The 17,582-nt window shown below is 62.0% G+C and carries 12 protein-coding genes; 2 read left to right on the top strand and 10 right to left on the bottom strand.

All coding sequences use genetic code 11. The features are described from left to right. Positions 1-154 precede the first annotated feature (154 nt). Both MOV80_RS00730 and MOV80_RS00725 read right to left on the bottom strand, forming a co-directional pair. On the bottom strand, positions 155-1,369 hold the full coding sequence (locus MOV80_RS00730) for an aspartate aminotransferase family protein (protein WP_043591702.1): 1,215 nt from the start codon (positions 1,367-1,369) through the stop codon (positions 155-157). Positions 1,370-1,740: 371 nt separating this feature from the next. Further along, positions 1,741-4,362, bottom strand: coding sequence for a family 20 glycosylhydrolase (locus MOV80_RS00725; protein ID WP_249604758.1), 2,622 nt, complete (start codon positions 4,360-4,362; stop codon positions 1,741-1,743). A 297-nt stretch (positions 4,363-4,659) separates the two neighbouring features. Here MOV80_RS00725 and MOV80_RS00720 point away from each other — a divergent pair, with 297 nt between their 5' ends. Then, positions 4,660-5,337 carry a DUF3313 domain-containing protein gene (locus MOV80_RS00720; RefSeq protein ID WP_249604757.1) on the top strand — a complete coding sequence of 226 codons (678 nt, stop codon included), beginning with the start codon at positions 4,660-4,662 and terminating at the stop codon, positions 5,335-5,337. A gap of 86 nt (positions 5,338-5,423) precedes the next feature. Here MOV80_RS00720 and MOV80_RS00715 read toward each other — a convergent pair whose 3' ends face one another. The 8 genes from MOV80_RS00715 to rimP form a co-directional block, all read right to left on the bottom strand. Further along, positions 5,424-6,122: a hypothetical protein gene (locus tag MOV80_RS00715; protein ID WP_146176069.1), complete on the bottom strand. Its 699-nt coding sequence runs from the start codon at positions 6,120-6,122 to the stop codon at positions 5,424-5,426. A 229-nt stretch (positions 6,123-6,351) separates the two neighbouring features. Further along, positions 6,352-8,496 carry a polyribonucleotide nucleotidyltransferase gene (pnp, locus tag MOV80_RS00710; RefSeq protein WP_019104448.1) on the bottom strand — a complete coding sequence of 715 codons (2,145 nt, stop codon included), beginning with the start codon at positions 8,494-8,496 and terminating at the stop codon, positions 6,352-6,354. Positions 8,497-8,689: 193 nt separating this feature from the next. Then, entirely contained in the window at positions 8,690-8,959 is a 270-nt protein-coding gene (gene rpsO / locus MOV80_RS00705) for a 30S ribosomal protein S15 (RefSeq protein ID WP_019104449.1), read from the bottom strand. A gap of 120 nt (positions 8,960-9,079) precedes the next feature. Then, entirely contained in the window at positions 9,080-10,003 is a 924-nt protein-coding gene (truB, locus tag MOV80_RS00700) for a tRNA pseudouridine(55) synthase TruB (RefSeq protein WP_019104450.1), read from the bottom strand. Then, the gene (rbfA, locus tag MOV80_RS00695) at positions 10,000-10,419 is read right to left on the bottom strand and encodes a 30S ribosome-binding factor RbfA (RefSeq protein ID WP_019104451.1); all 420 of its coding nucleotides are present in this window, start codon (positions 10,417-10,419) and stop codon (positions 10,000-10,002) included. The genes truB and rbfA overlap by 4 nt, the downstream gene beginning before the upstream one ends. A gap of 169 nt (positions 10,420-10,588) precedes the next feature. Then, the gene (gene infB, locus MOV80_RS00690) at positions 10,589-13,516 is read right to left on the bottom strand and encodes a translation initiation factor IF-2 (RefSeq protein WP_043591709.1); all 2,928 of its coding nucleotides are present in this window, start codon (positions 13,514-13,516) and stop codon (positions 10,589-10,591) included. Positions 13,517-13,555: 39 nt separating this feature from the next. Beyond that, a complete protein-coding gene (nusA, locus tag MOV80_RS00685; RefSeq protein ID WP_043591710.1) occupies positions 13,556-15,034 on the bottom strand; it encodes a transcription termination factor NusA in 1,479 nt (492 codons plus the stop codon). 52 nt (positions 15,035-15,086) lie between these two features. Continuing rightward, a complete protein-coding gene (rimP, locus tag MOV80_RS00680) occupies positions 15,087-15,512 on the bottom strand; it encodes a ribosome maturation factor RimP (RefSeq protein WP_043591711.1) in 426 nt (141 codons plus the stop codon). Between the two features lie 313 nt (positions 15,513-15,825). On the opposite strand from rimP, the gene MOV80_RS00675 reads away from it, so the two are divergent. Beyond that, positions 15,826-17,508 carry a long-chain-fatty-acid--CoA ligase gene (locus MOV80_RS00675; protein WP_019103670.1) on the top strand — a complete coding sequence of 561 codons (1,683 nt, stop codon included), beginning with the start codon at positions 15,826-15,828 and terminating at the stop codon, positions 17,506-17,508. Positions 17,509-17,582: the final 74 nt, after the last annotated feature.

Raw genomic sequence — 17,582 nt, 5'->3', positions numbered from 1 at the left:
TCCCCTAATCGCTGAAATCCGGCCAGGCCGCGGCGGGACCGCGGCGCAGCATCGCCCGCGCGCCAGCCGGGGGCAGGAACGTGGGGGATAACAGTATTTGTGTCTGGAGCAAGGGCGGCCGCGACGGCCGCCCGGAATCAGTGCCGCGAGGCCCTTATTGAGCGGAGGTCAGCTCGGCGATGGCGGCCTCGAAACGCGCCAGGCCTTCGTCGATGTCCTTATCCTCGATCACCAGCGACGGGGCCAGACGCACCACGCTCAGGCCGGCCACCAGCAACATCAGCCCCTGCTTTTCAGCGGCTTTCAGAAACTCCTTGGCACGGCCGGCGTAAGCGTCGGTCAGTACGCAGCCCAACAGCAGGCCCATGCCGCGCACGGTCTTGAACACCTGGTATTTGGCGTTGATCGCGTTCAGGCCGTCGACGAAGCGCTGATGCTTGGCGCGCACGCCGTCCAGCACCGCCGGTTCGTTGACCAGCTCCAGCACCTTGTGCGCCACCGCGCAAGCCAGCGGGTTGCCGCCGTAAGTGGAGCCGTGGGTGCCGATGCCGAAGCTCTTGGCCACTTTCTCGGTAGTCAGCATCGCGCCGATCGGGAAGCCGCCGCCAATACCCTTGGCGGAGCTGAGAATGTCCGGGGTCACGCCGTATTCCTGGTAAGCGAACAGCGAGCCGGTGCGGCCCACGCCGCTTTGCACTTCGTCAAACACCAACAGCGCATTGTGCTGGTCGCACAGCTCGCGCGCGGCTTCCAGGAAGGCCTTGTCGGCCGGCATCACGCCGCCCTCGCCCTGGATGGGTTCGATCACCACAGCACAGGTCTGGTCGGAGATGGCCGCCTTGAGCGATTCGATGTCATTGTATTCGAAGTGGGCAATGCCGCCCGGCACCGGGCCGAAGCCTTCGGTGTACTTGGGCTGGCCGCCCACGCTGACGGTGAACAAGGTGCGGCCGTGGAAGGAATTCTTGCAGGCCAGGATCTGGTTCTTTTCCGGGCCGAAGTGATCGGACCCGTATTTGCGCGCCAGCTTGAAGGCGGCTTCATTGGCTTCCGCGCCGGAGTTGCAGAAGAACACGCGCTCGGCGAAGGTGGTCTCGGTCAGCAGCTTACCCAGCTTCAAGGCCGGCTCGTTGGTGAACACATTGGACACGTGCCACAACTTGGAAGCTTGCTCGGTCAAGGCCGCCACCAGCTGCGGGTGGCAATGGCCCAGCGAGTTGACGGCGATGCCGCCGGCGAAATCGATGAATTCGCGGCCGCTCTGGTCCCATACGCGGGAACCCAGGCCCTTGACCGGGATGAAACCGGCCGGGCCGTAATTGGGGACCATGACTTGGTCGAAATCGGCGCGCGTTACAGTATTGCTCATCTTGATGGTTCCCTTCCTGCTCTATCGTCGTTTCTTATCCGTATCATGAAATCCTGAGCCGGTCGCGGAGCCGGCTTTATCGACGATTTCATGAAGTTTCAATGATTCTAAGGTAAGCCCGTCGCAAATCCATATCCGGTTTGCGACACCGCCGTATACATTCCTTGATACAGCGCAATAAATTTTGTCCGACAACATCCATTACAGAGGGAAGCTGTGTCCAATCCTGCTGTAAACGCCGCCCTCCGGCTTGAAGCGGAATGAGCAAGATAGATCAACACCATTGCCTTAATCAACGCCTGAGCGGCTATTCGCAATGAAAAACGCCCGGGCCAACAGCCCAGGCGTCCTTGTCTTGCTCGCATCGGCGCTCAGTCGCCGCCTCGCGACTCCTGCCGGCTAAAGCGCGCGCCATCGCCGCTGACGCCGCGCCAGTAGGACGCTTCCGCGCCCTGGCCCGGCCGGTACGGCGCCCAGTTGCGTCCATCTGGCGAGAACTGCAGCGCCTGGCCGGGGAATTCCGTCAACACCCCGGCCGACCCGCTATCCAGGCCCGGCGGCGCGATGCGCAGGCCGATGCCGGCGCCTTCCAGCTTGGCCGCCTCGCGCCAGCCCAGCACCGCGGCGAACTGTTGCCAATCCCGGTTCAAGGCCGTGCGGTCCACCAAATGGCTGACGCCTAACTGATAACGCTCGCCCTGACGGTAAGGCCGTTCCCAGCCCGCGCGGTGCCAGGCCCGCTCGGCCAATGCCAGCAGCCGCGGATAGGCCATGTATTCAAACTGGGCGTCGCTGCGCATCACCTCGCTCCAGGCTTGGCCCTGAATGCCGGCGAAGCGCGCTGGCGCGGCCTCGCTGGGCACTTCAAAAGCCTTGCCTTGGCGATTCGTCATCACCTCGGCGTTCTGCGGCAGATTGTCCGGCGCGAAACTGAACACCTTGTAGCTGTCCGTGGCGCGCGAGGCCCAGTAATAGCCCCGCTCCTTGGGGTTAAGCTCATAGGGGAAGTCGAAGTACAAATAATCCGGCATCGCCAGCACGGTCTGGAAGCCCTTGTTGGCGAACTCGTGCGCCTCCTTGGCCGCGCCCCAGAACAAGGTGTCCCACTCGGTCACCATCACCTTGGAGGTGGCGAAGCTCTTGGGCGATTTCTCCCCCTTCAAACCGTCCTGCCAGGCCCCCATCGTGGCGATGCCATGCCGCGCCAGGATGCGGCTGACGTCTTCGGCAAACTGCAAGGGCAGATCGGCGACGGTTTTCCCCGGCTGCCCCGCCAGCAAGGCGCGGCAGGCCGGCGAACGCGCCCAGGGCTTGTCCTGTTCCGCCAACTTGATCTTGCCCTTGCCTGGGTCCTGGCCGGACAGGTCCTGGAAGCCGCCGCCCAGCAGGATGTTCTTGGCCTCGTCGCCGCCAAAGTGCCAAGTGGCGAGCGGCGCGCCGGCTTCGCGGTGCATGGCGGCCACTTCCGACACCACTTTGTCGACAAAGCGCGGCACGCCGGGCACGCAGGGGTTGACATAGGTGTGACGGTCGTAGAATTGCACCGACAAGGTATTGGAGCGGTCTTGCGGATCGATCAGCCGGTAAGCCGAAGCCGCCTCCGGCTGACCCAACTGGCTGAGATGGCGGTAGCGCCGTTCCATCGCCATCACCGCCGCGCGCGCATGCGCCGGCATGTCAATTTCCGGAATCACCTCGATGAAGCGCGCCTTGGCGTAACGCAGCAATTCCACATACTGTTCGCGGCTCAAATAGCCGCCGCCGGAACGGTTGTCCGGGCCGGAACCCAGTTGCGGCAGCAGGCAGTGGTCCTCGTTCAGATCATGGCAGCGGCGCGCGCCGACCTCGGTCAATTCCGGCAGGCCGTTGATCTGCAAGCGCCAGCCTTCGTCGTCGGACAGGTGCAGATGCAGCTTGTTGAGCTTGTAGGCGGCCATCTGTTCGATCAAGCGCTTAAGCGTGGCCGGCTGGCGGAAATTGCGCGCCACGTCCACCATGAAGCCACGGTGGCCATAACGCGGCGCGTCTTCCACCGTCAGCGTCGGGATCTCTCCCCCGCCCTGCGGGATCAGGCCCAGCAAGGTCTGCGCGCCGTAGAACAGTCCAGCGGCGTCTTGCGCGTCTATGCGCGCGCCGCCGCGCTCCACTCGCAGGCGGTAGCCGCCGGCGACGGCGATGTCGGCCGGCAAACCCTTGACCACCGCGCCGCTGACCGGCAGGCCCTGACCGGCCAGGCCCAGTTGGCTGCTGCGCTGGGCCAGCGCCGCGCGCGCGTCCGAGGGCAAGGCCGGCAGCCGCCAGCTCAGGCCGCCGGCAGCCGCCTTGCCGCCATCCCGCTTGACGCGCAGCGCGGCGGGAATCACCCGCGCGGCCACGTCGGCGGCGCCCAGTTGCGGACCCCGGCGCGCAAACTCGCGGTAGCGTTCGGCAGCGTCCATCAAAGGCCGCGCCTCCCCCGCCGGCGACTTCCATTCATCACCCGGCAACGGCAGCAAATAGCTGGCGTCGTCATCGTCATTGCGCGCCAGCACCGCCGGCTCCTGGCCTTCCGCCGTCAAGTAGGGCCGCGGCAGCACGTCGCTGTTATGCAACATCCAGTACTCGGCCACCAGCGGCAGCTCCAGCTTGGCGCCGGCGGCGATGCCGGCAAAGCCGGGCTTGGGGGTCAGCCGGTACAGATCGCCGGTCAGATGGCTCAGCTCGAAGTCCGGGCTGTCCAAGCGCAGCAACCGGCGAATGCTGTGCAAATACAAGCTCCAATCCTTGGGCGGCACCGCGGCCGAGCCCTGGTTACGCAGAATCAGCCGCCCTTTCAAACAGCTGCCCCAGTCCGCGCCCAACTCCACGCAGGGCGCGCCGGCGGCGGCCCCCTTATTGCTGTCCACCGCTACAGCCAGAGACAGGTCCCGCGCCAGCGCCGCGACATCCGGCTGCGCCCACGCCAGCGCGCTGGCCGACAACAGGCCAGCCGCCAATAGTTGTTTCGTCCTCATGCTCACCTCTGCGATTTGCGTGGCGCGCCGCGCGGCGGAAACCCTACCGCCGCGCCTCCCATTCGTCATCCGCATGCCACCGTGGGCACAGGCTAACTGGTATTAATGTGGTATTCAATGCTCAAGATCAAAATCGTGCTCTCCCACCTCGGACTGCTAGCATGATGATGGCGGAATGCAAATATCTGTGAAGCCGGGGAACGCCGGCGTCATGCCGACGGTCTAGCCGCGGTTGCCGCCGAATCCGCCGCCGCGGGCGGATGGCGCGCGATTACTCAACACCAACAGGAACGCATCATGCGCAAGACTCTATCGCTCGGCCTGCTATTGCTGGCCGCTCTGCCTGCAATGGCTCAGGACGCAGCAGACACGCAAACCTTGTTCAGCCTGCCGCTGACCGCGTTCAAAGCCTCGGACCGCGACGCCTCCCAACGGCTGTACCGTGCGCCGGACGCTCAGCTGAACGCTTACAAATCCATTGTGGTGGAGCCGCTGTATTTCATGCGCCACCAGCCAGACGGCGACTGGCAACTGCTGCAAAGCGGCGAGGAAAACCGGATCGCCGCTTATTTTCAACGACGGATGACCGAAGAGTTGCATAAGGTCGGCATCCCTGTCAGCCGCGAAGCGTTGCCGGACAGCGCCCGCCTGCGCGTGGCGGTCACCGGCATGGCTCAGGAACGGCCGGGCGTGGAGCCGCTGGACATCTTGCCGATCAAGGCGGTGTTCAATCTGGGCCGGCTGGCCGCCGGCAAGGAGCCTTATCTGACCAAGGTGGCCAGCATGGGACAATTGGAAGACGCCAATAACGGCAAACTGCTGGCCGGCAGCGTCAATCTGCGCAAAAGCGACAAAAGCCGCCAGCGCGGCGAACCAGTCAAATTGGAGAGCCTGGAAAGCCTGATCGACGACTGGTGCCGCGATAGCGCCAAACTGCTGGCGCGAGGCATGGCGGTCAAGCCAGGCCAGCCCTGAACACTGTCCATAAAAATGCCGGCCCCTTTCCACGGGTACCGGCATTTTTATATCGAAGCTCTCTTCGGGACTTGCCCTTTAGAGCATCACGATGTGCACACGCTCTTGGCAAAAGCATCAAAACTCAGATTCTTGCGCTTGGCCAGGCACATTGAACGGCATGCCTTGTCGAATGCCGCCGGCTTGTAACTGTCGTCAAGTTCGGCGATACCGCGAGCGCTCCAGCCGGGGAAATCATCGCGCAGCTTCGCATTACAATCATTTCCGTTTTGTCCGGCGTCCACACATGAGTCGGCATACTTATAGACCCACTGACAGTTTTCCTTGCTGAGCTCCGCTTTGGACTTGACGCGCTTAACCTTTTTCGCCGGCTTATCGCCATCAAAAACCACGGTTTCCTGTCTACCGTTTTCCAAGCTGAAAACCACCTTCAAGCGCTCGCCTTCAACACGGGCTTTCGCCTCGACCCCCATGGAGAAATCTCCTAGCTTGAATTTTTTACTGGAGCCTCCCTTGCTTACCGTCAGCAGATAAAAGCTTTGCTCCACACAGCCGCTGCCACCGCAGTGGCTATTGAACAAGACCACGTCCTTGTCTTTGAGCTGAAAGCTTCCTTGCAGATAAACACTGTTTCCATCCGCGTCGTGCAGCATTTTTTTACCTAAAAACAACTGCCCAGCCCCATCTTCGGACACTGTGCCATACCGGGTTTTCAAGCTATCAGCGTTACTGATATTTGCTGCCAGCAAATTGAGCGCCAAGACACAGAACAATAGTTTTTTCATTACATGCCTACCCACATCAAAACCATCATTATGGCATTAATATTTTAAATATTAAAATCGAACAGCATGTTTGTAACGACAATAAATCTAACTGGCTTCACTTAAGCAAGGCAGTTCTCTATGACGCCAACACCATCCTTAGCAAACTCCGCATAAAAAAACCCCCTGCCTTGGCAGGGGGTGATGCTAGCCGACGGCCGTTCCGCATCGGAACGCCGCTCAGGCTGGCTTACTGGGTTTTCAGGCCGAAGGAGTCGGCAGTTGCCTGCGCGGTCTTGGCTTCTTCTTCCAGCAAGGCCTTGATGGACAGGCGGATGCGGCCGCGGTCGTCCATTTCGATGGCCTTGACCTTCACTACCTGGCCTTCTTTCAGATAGTCGGCCACATTCTTGATGCGCTCGTTGGCGATCTGGGAAATGTGAACCAGACCATCCTTGCCCGGCAGGATAGACACGATGGCGCCTACATTGTTGTCGAGGATCTTGACCACGGTGCCTTCGTACACCTTGCCCACTTCCACTTCAACAGTGATCTCTTCGATGCGCTTCTTGGCGGCTTCCGCGCCTTCGTTGCTGATCGAAGCGATGGTGATGGTGCCGTCTTCCTCGATGTTGATCTCGCAGCCGGTGTCCTTGGTGATGGAGCGGATGGTTTCGCCGCCCTTGCCGATCACTTCCCGGATCTTGTCCGGGTTGATCTTCATCACGTACAGACGCGGAGCGTGAGCGGACAGCTCTTGCGGGCCGTCCACGGCTTCCTTCATCAGACCCAGGATGTGCATGCGGCCTTCCTTGGCCTGATCCAGCGCCACCTGCATGATTTCCTTGGTGATGCCCTGGATCTTGATGTCCATCTGCAGCGCGGTCACGCCTGCGGCGGTACCGGCGACTTTGAAGTCCATGTCGCCCAGGTGATCTTCATCGCCCAGGATGTCGGTCAGCACCGCGAAGCGATTGCCTTCCAAGATCAGACCCATGGCGATACCAGCCACGTGCGCCTTCAGCGGCACGCCGGCGGACAGCAGCGACAGGCAGCCGCCGCACACGGAAGCCATCGACGAGGAGCCGTTGGATTCGGTGATTTCCGACACCACGCGCATCGAGTAACCGAACTCGGATTCCGGCGGCAGCACGGCTACCAGCGCGCGCTTGGCCAGGCGGCCATGGCCGATTTCACGGCGCTTCGGCGGGCCCATGCGGCCGGCTTCGCCGGTGGAGTACGGCGGGAAGTTGTAGTGCAGCATGAAGCGCTCGGTGTACTCGCCGGCCAGCGCGTCGATGATCTGCTCGTCCTGCTTGGTGCCCAGGGTGGTCACCACCATGGCTTGGGTTTCGCCGCGAGTGAACAGCGCGGAACCGTGGGTGCGCGGCAGCACGTTGTTGCGGATGCTGATCGGGCGCACGGTGCGGGTGTCGCGACCGTCGATGCGGGCTTCGCCGGCCAGGATCTGACCGCGAACGATCTCAGCTTCCAGACCCTTGAAGATGCCCTTGATCTCATTGGCCTTCAGGGTATCGGTGTTTTCGGTGATCAGGCTTGACTTAACCGCGTCCCAGGCTTCGTTGATCGCCACGGTGCGGGCTTGCTTCTGGCGCAGGCGGAAAGCGTTGGCCAGTTGCTCGCCGGCGATGGCGCGCACTTGGGCGATCAGCTCTTCATTGGCGACCGGAGCGGCCCAGTCGAACATCACCGGGTTCACTTCGTCGGCCAGTTCGTTGATGGCCTTGATCGCGGCTTGCATTTGCTCGTGGCCAAACACCACGGCGCCCAGCATCACGGCTTCCGGCAGTTCTTTGGCTTCGGATTCCACCATCAGCACCGCGCGCTCGGTACCGGCAACCACCAGGTCCATTTCGGAGGCGGCCAACTCGGTGCGGGTCGGGTTCAGGATGTATTCGCCATTGGCGTAGCCAACGCGCGCGGCGCCGATCGGGCCGGCGAACGGCAGGCCGGAAATGGCCAGAGCGGCGGAAGCGCCGATCATCGCCGGGATGTCGGAATCCACTTCCGGGTTCAGCGACATCACGGTGGCGACGATTTGCACGTCGTGGAAGAAGCCTTCCGGGAACAGCGGGCGGATCGGACGATCGATCAGGCGGCTGGTCAGCACTTCCTTCTCGGACTGCTTGCCTTCGCGCTTGAAGAAGCCGCCCGGGATCTTGCCTGCGGCGTAGGTGCGCTCGAGGTAGTCCACGGTCAGCGGGAAGAAGTCCTGGCCCGGCTTGACGTTCTTGCCGCCAACCACGGAGACCAGCACCACGGTGTCTTCAACGGTGACGATGACGGAGCCGGACGCCTGGCGTGCGACTTCGCCGGTTTCCAGAGTCACGGTATGACGGCCGTACTGGAAAGACTTAGTGATTTTATTGAACACAGGGTTTCCCTATTTCTTGGTGTGTGACAAATAATCGCAAGCCGAAAAAACAACGGGAACCCCTAAAAATTCTGACCAAGGCATATGGATCCGAATTTTTAGAGGCTCCCCCCGTTGTTACAGCAGTAATGCTCGCGATCTTGATGCGGCATGAAAAAGTCGCAGCACGCTGCGACTTTTCCAAAACCCAACCTTACTTGCGCAGACCCAGACGGGCGATCAATGCGCGATAGCTATCGGCATCGGTGCGCTTCAGGTAATCCAGCAGACGACGACGACGGCTAACCAGCTTCAACAGACCACGACGGCTGTGGTGATCCTTGGTGTTGGCTTTGAAGTGCGGGGTCAGGTCGTTGATGCGAGCGGTCAACAGAGCCACTTGCACTTCGGACGAACCGGTGTCGCCTTCGCTGCGCTGGAAGTCTTTAACGATGTCTGCTTTTTGAGCGGCGGTCATTGCCATTTTGGGGTAACTCCAAATTATCAGTAGGGGTTTTTCAACCCGACAAGTGCAGCGAGCAAGCAAGGCCGAAACCCCGACAACCCATCAACACTCCGGTTGCGGCCTTAAGGCCGCCGGCGTTCAAGACGTTGCCGCCTTGCTCGCCAGGAGCCGGATCGGATGCAGGCGACCATCGTCGCGCGCCTCGCCCAGCCCCAGAAATTCCCGGCTTCCCTCGCGGTAAATCCGGAAACGCTGCATTTTCGCACATTTTTCGGCAAAACGCACGGGCTGCCCGTGCATGAATTTACCGGCTTCGTCGGCGCCCAACTCAGCTTCCGGCAGATGGCGCACCAGGATGTCCGCCGGAAGCAGCAAAGCCTCCCGCTGCGGCATGTCCAACGCCTCAATGTCAGTCAGCTGCAAGGCCTCGCCCAGCGAAAAACCGCCGGTGGCGGTACGGCGCAAACCGGTCAAATGCGCGCCGCAGCCCAAGGCTTCGCCGATGTCGCAGGCCAGGGTGCGGATATACGTGCCCTTGCTGCACAGCACCTCGATCACAGCGCTGTCGCCGTCCAGGCTGATCAGCTCCAGCCGGCGAATATTCACCCGCCTCGCCTCGCGTTCAATCTCAATGCCGGCGCGCGCATACTCGTACAAGGGCTTGCCCTGATGCTTGAGCGCCGAATACATCGGCGGCACCTGGGAGATTTCGCCTCGGAACGCCGCCATCGCCGCCAGCAAGCCCTCGCGGTCGAAAGCCACCGGGCGCTCGGACACTACCTCGCCCTCTACATCGCCCGTGGTGGTGACCACGCCAAACTTCACCGTGGCGCGATACCCCTTGTCCGCATCCAGCAAATAGGAAGAAAACTTGGTCGCCTCGCCCAGGCACACCGGCAACAGGCCGGTGGCCAGCGGATCCAACACACCGGTATGGCCGGCCTTGGCGGCGTTCAGCAGCCAGCGCGCCTTTTGCAAGGCGCCGTTGCTGGAGATGTCGTAGGGCTTGTCGATCAGCAGCACGCCGTCTATCTGTCGGCGATTGCTGCGCGGCTTGCTCATTCCTTCCCCTCGGCGCCGTCCTCGCTGGACGGGGCTTCCTGGCCGCCGAATTTTTCGGCGTCCTCGCGCGCCACCTGATTAATCAGGCTGGTCATGTGCATGCCGCGCTCCACCGATTCGTCATAGACGAAATGCAGCTGCGGCGTGGTGAAGATCTTGATGCTGCGGCCCAGCTCGGAACGCAGATAGCCTGCGGAGCTTTCCAGCGCTTCCTGTGTCGCTTCCCGCGTCTTCTCGTCCATCACGGTGTAGAACACCTTGGCGTGCGAGTAGTCCCGGGTCACTTGCACCAGGGTGATGGTGATCCAGCCTGCGCGCGGATCTTTCAAACCCTTGCGGGTCAGTTCCGCCAATTCGCGCTGAATCTGTTCAGCGATGCGGTCGGAACGGGAGAAACCTTTTTTGGCTTTTGCCATATCACTTCCAATCAACTTTGCGCGGCGTCGCCGCCGCTCAAGGCCACGAAACCCACGAAATGACACGGCCTGGGCCGCCATGTCATTTCGTGGTTTTCGCGGCGAAATTAAAAAAGGCGAGCGCCCGCCGACCTCACGGTCAGACCGGCGCCCGCCCCTGGCGTCTCGCTTACAGAGAGCGCGCCACTTCCACGATTTCGAACGCTTCCAGCTGGTCGCCTTCTTGGATGTCGTTGAAGTTTTTCAGCATCAGGCCGCATTCGTAGCCCTGCTTCACTTCCTTCACGTCGTCCTTGAAGCGCTTCAGGGAGTCCAGTTCGCCGGTATGCACCACCACGTGGTTGCGGATCAGACGGATCGAAGCAGTGCGCTTGATCATGCCGTCGGTCACCATGCAACCCGCGATATTGCCCACCTTGGACACCGGGATCACCTGACGGATTTCCACCGTGCCCAGGATCTGCTCTTTCTTCTCCGGAGCCAGCATGCCGGACAAGGCCGCTTTCACTTCGTCTACCGCATCATAGATGATGTTGTAGTAGCGGATGTCCACGCCCTCGCTCTCCGCCAGCTTGCGGGCGGCGGCGTCGGCACGGGTGTTGAAGCCGATCACGATGGCCTTGGAGGCGATCGCCAGGTTGACGTCGGACTCCGAGATGCCGCCCACGCCGGAGTGCAGAATGCCCACGCGCACTTCGTCGGTGGACAGCTTTTGCAAGCTGCCGGCCAGCGCTTCGTAAGAACCTTGCATATCGGCCTTGATGATGATGGACAGGGTTTGCACCTCGCCCTCCGCCATCTGCGCGAACATATTTTCCAGCTTGGCCGCCTGCTGCTTGGCCAGGCGCACGTCGCGGAACTTGCCGGCGCGGAACAAGGCGATTTCACGCGCCTTCTTCTCGTCGGTCAGCACCATCGCGTCCTCGCCGGCCTGCGGCACGTCGGACAGACCCAGGATTTCCACCGGAATCGCCGGACCGGCGGATTCGATGGCCTTGCCGTTTTCGTCCATCATGGCGCGAACGCGACCGAAAGCGGTGCCAGCCAGGACCACGTCGCCCTTCTTCAGGGTGCCGGACTGCACCAGCAGCGTGGCCACCGGGCCGCGGCCCTTGTCGAGGCGAGCCTCGACGATGATGCCCTTGGCCGGGGCGTCCACCGGAGCTTTCAGCTCCAGGACTTCGGCTTGCAGCAGAATGGCTTCCAGCAGCGCGTCGATGTTCAGGCCCATCTTGGCCGACACTTCAACGAACTGGGTGTCGCCGCCCCAGTCTTCCGGCACCACTTCGTGCGATACCAGTTCCTGGCGGATGCGCTCTACGTTGGCGCCCTGCTTGTCGATCTTGTTCACCGCCACCACCATCGGCACCTTGGCCGCTTTGGCATGGTGAATGGCTTCGATGGTTTGCGGCATCACGCCGTCATCGGCCGCCACCACCAGCACCACGATGTCGGTGGCTTTGGCACCGCGGGCACGCATCGCGGTAAACGCTTCGTGACCCGGGGTATCCAAGAAGGTGATCATGCCGCGCGGGGTTTCCACGTGGTAGGCGCCGATGTGCTGGGTAATGCCGCCGGCTTCGCCCGCGGCGACCTTGGCGCGGCGGATGTAGTCCAGCAGCGAGGTCTTGCCGTGGTCGACGTGACCCATCACGGTCACCACCGGGGAGCGCGGCAACTCGGCCATTTCCACGGTTTCGCCGCCGCCCAGCTCCAGATAGGCTTCCGGATCGTCGGCCTGAGCCGCCTTAGGCACGTGTCCCATTTCTTCCACCACGATCATCGCGGTTTCCTGGTCCAGCACCTGATTGATGGTTACCATCATGCCCATCTTCATCAGCGCTTTGATCACCTCAACGGCCTTAACGGCCATCTTGTGCGCCAAGTCGGCAACGGAAATGGTTTCCGGTACCAGCACTTCGTGCACGATAGGTTCAGTCGGCGCTTGGAAAGCGTGCTGATTGTTCTGCTTGTGACGGTTTTTGCCGCCGCGGGATTTCCAGTCGTTGCCGGCATCGCCGCCCTTGGTCCTCAGACCGCGGCCGCCCTTCTTGCCTTCATCCCAGCGATCGCCGCCCTTCTTGTTGCCGCCGCCCTTCTTGGCGTCGGGACGGCCGGCCACCGTAGCCGGAACCACAGGAGCGCCGGGCGCGCCGGCAGCCGCCGGACGCGGACCGCGGTTGTCGCCCGCCGGACGCGGACCACGGTTATCGCCTGCCGGACGCGGGCCACGATTGTCGCCTGCCGGACGCGGGCCGCGGTTATCGCCTGCCGGGCGCGGGCCGCGATTGTCGCCCGTCGGGCGCGGACCGCGGTTGTCGCCTGCCGGACGACGATCGTCGCGGCGCGGTTCGTCACGGCGTGCCGGCTCCGCGGCGCGTACCGGCTCGGGAGCCGGCGGCGGCGGAGGCGGCTGCAGCGCGGCCTGGCGGGCAGCCTGACGGCGTTCTTCGCGCTCGATCTTCTCGCGCATCAGCGCTTCCTGACGGGCGCGGAACGCCGCTTGACGCTTTTCTTCCGCTTCGCGGGCGGCAATCTCTTCCGGGGTCAGGATGGACGCCACGGTGGGACGCTGCGCCGGCGCGGCCGGCTTGGGAGCGGCCGGCTTGGCGGCTTCCTGACGCGGCGCTTCCGCCGGCTTGGACTCGGGCTTGGCTTCCACCGCTTTCGGAGCGGGTTCCGGCTTAGGCTCGGGCTTGGCTTCCGCTTTCGGCTCGGGCTTGGCCTCTACCACCGGCGCCGGTTCCGGCGCCTTCACCGGTTCGGCCGGGCGGGATTCCGCCGCGGCGGCGGGCTGAGCCGCGGACGCCTCTTCCGGACGCACCACGAAACGCTTCTTGCGGGTCTCCACCTTGACGGTGCTGCCGTCGGCGGTCTTGATCTCGCTGGTAGACTTGCGCGTCAGGGCGATGCGCGACTCTTCGTCGCGCGCGCCGTGGGAGCGCTTCAGATAGTCTAGAAGCTGGGTCTTGTCTTGCGCGGATAGCGCGTCATCCGGCGAACGCTTGCTCACGCCCGCCGCGCCCAGCTGCTCCAGCAGGCGCTCCGGGGTGAGATTCAGCTCACTGGCAAATTGTTTTACGTTTGTCAAAACCATGCGTCTTCCCAAATTCTGTAAATTCTTTCCGGACAGGCCTTACTGGTCGAACCAGTGCTCGCGCGCCTTCATGATGACGGCGCGGGCGGTCTCGGCTTCCATGCCGGTCATGTCCACCAGATCGTCCACGGCCAAGTCGGCCAGGTCGTCGCGGGTGATCACGCCGCCTTCGGCCAGCTTGCGAACCAGCTCGGCGTCCAGGCCCTCGATATCGCGCAGGCCATCGGAAACGCTTTCCACCTTTTCTTCGGACGCAATAGCCTGTGTTAAAAGAGCGTCACGTGCGCGGCTGCGCAGATCGTTGACCAGCTCCTCGTCAAACCCTTCAATCTCCAGCATTTCCGCAATTGGCACATAAGCCACTTCTTCCAAAGCGGCAAAGCCTTCTTGCACCAGTACGGTGGCGACATCCTCGCTCACGCCCAGGGCGCTCACGAACAGATCCCGCACGGCGGCGTCTTCCGCCTGGTGCTTCTCTTCAGCCTCGGCAACGGTCATGATGTTGAGGTACCAGCCGGTCAATTCGGCGGCCAGCTTGACGTTCTGGCCGCTACGGCCGATGGCCAGCGCCAGCTGTTCCTCTTCCACCACCACGTCCATGCTGTGGTTGTCTTCATCCACCATGATGCGGCTGACCTCGGCCGGCGACAGCGCGTTGATCACGAACTGAGCCGGTTCCGGCGCCCACAGCACGATGTCGATGCGCTCGCCGCCCAGCTCCTGGCTGACCGACTGAACGCGCGAACCGCGCATGCCGATGCAGGTGCCCTGCGGGTCGATGCGCGCGTCGTTGGCTTTAACCGCGATCTTGGCGCGCATGCCGGCATCGCGCACGGCGGCCTTGATCTCCAGCAGGCCTTCGTCGATTTCCGGCACTTCCAACTCAAACAGCTTGGTCAGGAAATCCGGAGAGGTGCGCGACAGCACCAACTGCGGGCCGCGCCCCAAACGATCAATGCGCAACAGGAAGGCCTTGACGCGGTCGCCCACGCGCAGGTTTTCCTTGGGGATCATCTGATCGCGCGGCAGCACCGCTTCCAGCTTGCCGCACTCGACGACGGCGTTGCCGCGCTCGATGCGTTTGATGGTGCCGGTCACCAGGTGCTCGCGGCGCTGCAGGAACTCGTTCAGCAGCTGCTCGCGCTCAGCGTCGCGGATGCGTTGCAGGATCACTTGTTTGGCGGTTTGAGCGCCGATGCGGCCAAACTCCACCGCTTCCATCGGCTCTTCGATGAACGCGCCCACTTCGATGCGCGGATCGCGCTCACGCGCGTCGATTACGCCGATTTCCTTGCTTTCCGACTCCAGCAGCTCGTCTTCCACCACCAACCAGCGGCGGAAGGTCTGGTATTGGCCGCTGTGACGGTCGATTTCGACGCGCACGTCCATCTCGTCATCGGTAAACTTTTTCTTGGTTGCCGAGGCAAGCGCCATCTCAAGGGCGGAAAACACCACATCCTTGCTGACATTCTTTTCGCTCGCCAGGGCATCCACCAGCAACAAAATCTCGCGACTCATTCATTCCTCTCCGATTTTTGTCCTTTTGCGTGGCTTTATGGCCGTCCAGACATCAAAACTCAGGCTCCAGCCTGGCTTTGTCGATATTGGCAAACGGAATTGCCATGATGCGGCCATCCACATCCAGCTTCACAGAGTCTTCCTCGACCCCGGCAATACGACCGGTAAATTTCTTCTGCTGCTCGATCGGCATGCGCGTCTTGATCTTGGCAAGCTTTCCGGCGAAGCGGACGAAATCAGCCTCTTTCTTCAGCGGACGGTCCAAGCCCGGCGAAGATACTTCGAGTCGCTCGTAGTCGATGTTCTCGACCATGAAAAGGCGGGTGAAGTGATTGCTCACCTGGACGCAATCTTCCACGGTGATGCCACCCGGCTTGTCGATAAAAACGCGAAAACCGCCCCCCGGGGTCATTTCGAAATCGACCAACTCATAGCCGAGACCCGGCAGGGTGCTGTCCAGCAGCAAACGAACATCCATTGCTTTTTCCACAAATAAAAAATGGGCGAAACGCCCATCCCTAACCGACGCGATTGTAACCTATTCCATTGAAAAAGAAAACCGGCGAACCACCCGCCGCCAACGGACTCGGGCGGCTGTTTGCGCCGGACTTCTTTGCGAGCGGTTCTAGTTACGGTACATTACCGGGCACTCAAACAGCAGTTTGACGTCATGAGCGGCCAAGCCGCCGCGACATAACAAATATTATAGTTACCAAAAGGTACGACGCCCGCCGGCGCGCGACACGCTGGCGCGACTCTCGTTAACCAGCACGATGGAGAAACCGGGATTTATGGAAAAGGTGTGGCTCAAAAACTACCAGCCGGGCGTAGCTCACGAAATCGACATCAATCAGTTTCAATCCGTGGTCGAGGTTTTCGACCGCAGCGTAAAGAAATTCCATGACCGCCCCGCTCTGGCCTGCATGGGCAAAGAGCTCAGCTACCGCGAGATGGATCAGCTTTCCGGTCACTTCGCCTCCTATTTGCAGCATGAGCTGAAACTCCGGAAGGGCGACCGCGTGGCGGTGATGATGCCCAATTTGCTGCAATATCCGGTTGCGGTGTTCGGCACCCTGCGCGCCGGCGGCACCGTGGTCAACGTCAACCCGCTGTACACCCCGCGCGAGCTGGAGCATCAGTTGAAGGATTCAGGCGCGGAAACCATCGTAATCCTGGAAAACTTCGCCAATGTGCTGGAGCAAGTGCTGCCTCGCACCCAGGTCAAGCACGTGATCGTGGCCTCCATTGGCGAGATGCTGGGCTTCGCCAAGGGCATGCTGGTCAACTTCGTGGTGCGCAAGGTTAAGAAAATGGTGCCGCCATGGCGCCTGCCCGGCCATGTCCGCTTCAGCGACACCCTGTCCCGCGGCGCGCGCGCGCCTTACAGCCCGGTGGAACTGGGCCACGACGACATCGCCTTCCTGCAATACACCGGCGGCACCACCGGCGTGTCCAAGGGCGCAATGCTGCTGCACCGCAATATCGTCGCCAATATGCTGCAGGCCGGCGAATGGGTGAAGCCGGTTATCCGTCCGGGACAAGAGATCATCGTCACCGCGCTGCCGCTCTATCACATCTTCTCGCTGACAGCCAACCTCATGGTATTCACCGAGGTGGGGGCGCTCAACATCCTGATCACCAATCCGCGCGACATCCCCGGCTTCATCAAGGAAATGGGCAAGTACCCGGTTACCTGCATGACGGGGGTCAACACCCTGTTCAACGCGCTGCTGAACAATCCCGAGTTCGCCAAGCTGAACTTCTCCACCTGGCGCCTGGCGCTGGGCGGCGGCATGGCGGTGCAAAAAGCCGTGGCGGACAAGTGGAAGCAAGTGACCGGAGTCACTCTGGTGGAAGCCTACGGCCTGACCGAAGCCAGCCCGGCCGTGTGCATGAACCCCCTGGACCTCCCCGCCTACAACGGCGCCATCGGCTTGCCGGTGCCCTCCACCGAAATGCAACTGCGCGACGCGAACGGCAATGAAGTGGCGCCCGGCGAACAGGGCGAGCTATGCATCCGCGGCCCTCAGGTGATGAAAGGCTATTGGAACCGCCCGGACGAAACCGCCAAGGTGTTGAGCCCGGACGGCTTCCTCGCCACGGGCGATATGGCCATGCTGACCGCGGATGGCTTCGTCAAACTAGTGGACCGCAAAAAGGACATGATTCTGGTATCCGGCTTCAATGTTTACCCCAACGAGATCGAAGACGTGGTGGCCGGCCACGCCGGGGTGCTGGAAGTGGCCTGCATAGGCGTGCCGGACGACAAGTCCGGCGAAGTGGTCAAAGTGTTCGTGGTGCGCAAGGACCGCGCGCTGACGGAAAAGGACATCATCCAGCATTGCCGCGACAACCTCACCGGTTACAAAGTGCCCAAGCTGGTGGAATTCCGCGACGAATTGCCCAAGACCAATGTCGGCAAGATTCTGCGCCGCGCGCTGCGGGATGAGAACAGCGGCGCCAAACCCGCCTGACGCATGCCGACACCATGAGATCGCCGCCGCCCGTCCTGTCGGGCGGCGTTTTTTTTGGACGCGAGACGGCTACA

Origin of the sequence: Chromobacterium sp. IRSSSOUMB001, assembly GCF_023507765.1 — a bacterium.
GTDB classification, from domain to species: Bacteria; Pseudomonadota; Gammaproteobacteria; order Burkholderiales; family Chromobacteriaceae; genus Chromobacterium; species Chromobacterium haemolyticum.
This window is presented reverse-complemented; position numbering and strand designations above follow the sequence as displayed.

Coding starts and splice junctions, on each gene's coding strand:
- MOV80_RS00675 (WP_019103670.1), top strand. CDS start 15,826: ATGGAAAAGGTGTGGCTCAAAAACTACCAGCCGGGCGTAGCTCACGAA.
- MOV80_RS00720 (WP_249604757.1), top strand. CDS start 4,660: ATGCGCAAGACTCTATCGCTCGGCCTGCTATTGCTGGCCGCTCTGCCT.
- rbfA (WP_019104451.1), bottom strand. CDS start 10,419: ATGGCAAAAGCCAAAAAAGGTTTCTCCCGTTCCGACCGCATCGCTGAA.
- MOV80_RS00725 (WP_249604758.1), bottom strand. CDS start 4,362: ATGAGGACGAAACAACTATTGGCGGCTGGCCTGTTGTCGGCCAGCGCG.
- MOV80_RS00730 (WP_043591702.1), bottom strand. CDS start 1,369: ATGAGCAATACTGTAACGCGCGCCGATTTCGACCAAGTCATGGTCCCC.
- infB (WP_043591709.1), bottom strand. CDS start 13,516: ATGGTTTTGACAAACGTAAAACAATTTGCCAGTGAGCTGAATCTCACC.
- rimP (WP_043591711.1), bottom strand. CDS start 15,512: ATGGATGTTCGTTTGCTGCTGGACAGCACCCTGCCGGGTCTCGGCTAT.
- nusA (WP_043591710.1), bottom strand. CDS start 15,034: ATGAGTCGCGAGATTTTGTTGCTGGTGGATGCCCTGGCGAGCGAAAAG.
- rpsO (WP_019104449.1), bottom strand. CDS start 8,959: ATGGCAATGACCGCCGCTCAAAAAGCAGACATCGTTAAAGACTTCCAG.
- truB (WP_019104450.1), bottom strand. CDS start 10,003: ATGAGCAAGCCGCGCAGCAATCGCCGACAGATAGACGGCGTGCTGCTG.
- MOV80_RS00715 (WP_146176069.1), bottom strand. CDS start 6,122: ATGAAAAAACTATTGTTCTGTGTCTTGGCGCTCAATTTGCTGGCAGCA.